Raw genomic sequence first — 1,062 nt, forward strand, 5'->3', positions numbered from 1 at the left:
CAAATACCCAGTTGTTCAAGGTAGCGCAAGGGAAGTGCTTGAGCCAGTGCCAGTGTTTTTGATAACCGCCATGGCCCGTGCGCCGACTTGCTCGTGTTCCATGCATTGCGGACACTTGCGCAGATTCCGATAGCCAGCCTGTCCCCATTGCTTCCAGAGATAGCAGCATCGCCCAGAGTCAGGGCTCATTTTACACTCGGACCGCGGCAGCCAATACGCCTCAGATACGTACCAGGCACTGCTGACCAAATACAGTATGCGCTGCAAGCATGAGCCGCAAAGGAAACTGTTGGGATACTCAGTTTAATATGGTATGGAATGCCTGGCTTGATCTGACCCGTGTTGGGATTGGCGAAGTGGTGCCTTTGCGTTGACCTGTCGATCTGGCCCAGGCATTCCCCGAGCGTTGCCGGGCCCAATACATGTGACCTAATAGGAGCCTTGAATTGCACCGTGAGTGTCCTGTCCGGTAAGTGGGGTTGGTAATGCGCCAATCCTGACTGAGGAGTATAAAATATGGACGGCACATTGATTCAGAATGAAGTTATTCTTGGCGTTGATACCCATTTAGATACACATGTTGGTGTAGTCATTAACCACCAGGGTAAAGTGATAGGTAAACGCACCTACAGAGCGCTTCTTCAGCAGCTTGAAGCGAGAATGGTTGACTGGTGTCCTCTATCAAACAAGAGAAGATGCCATTCAGGATGTGCAAGCCTATATGGTGTATTACAACTCACGCAGATTGCATACCACTTTGGGAAATATGACTCCGCAGGAGTTTGAAAAAAGTACTTAATAATGTGTCCAGGTTTACTTGACCAGAACACCTTGAGAAATGATCTCGCAATTCGAGCCAGAATTCTGCCCGCGAGATCTTTCGACTTATGCCCACGCTGTAAGCAGTGTAAGCCAGCGCTACCAGTGCAATAGCAGCACCGACTATCTCAAGAATATTCTTAGATGTTTAGTCCCACGGTGTGCTGGTTTTAACTGAATTTGTCGTGTTGGTAAGTGCTTTCGATGGTGCTTTCAAAAATTTCTGCGTCTGGATCAGCAGAC

The 1,062-nt window shown here is 48.7% G+C and carries 1 protein-coding gene and 1 pseudogene; both read left to right on the forward strand.

The window, feature by feature from the left end; translation table 11 throughout:
• Positions 1 to 169 precede the first annotated feature (169 nt).
• Positions 170 to 296: pseudogene (locus ABO04_RS11735) on the forward strand (DDE-type integrase/transposase/recombinase); the annotation flags it as partial.
• A 220-nt stretch (positions 297 to 516) separates the two neighbouring features.
• Entirely contained in the window at positions 517 to 786 is a 270-nt protein-coding gene (locus ABO04_RS12220) for a hypothetical protein (RefSeq protein WP_041353465.1), read from the forward strand.
• Positions 787 to 1,062 lie beyond the last annotated feature (276 nt).

The sequence above is a fragment of the Nitrosomonas sp. HPC101 genome (genome assembly GCF_009833125.1).
Taxonomy (GTDB): Bacteria; Pseudomonadota; Gammaproteobacteria; order Burkholderiales; family Nitrosomonadaceae; genus Nitrosomonas.

Bases quoted from the DNA above. Each gene is read 5' to 3' on its own strand.
- ABO04_RS12220 (WP_041353465.1), top strand. From the start codon at position 517: ATGGACGGCACATTGATTCAGAATGAAGTTATTCTTGGCGTTGATACC.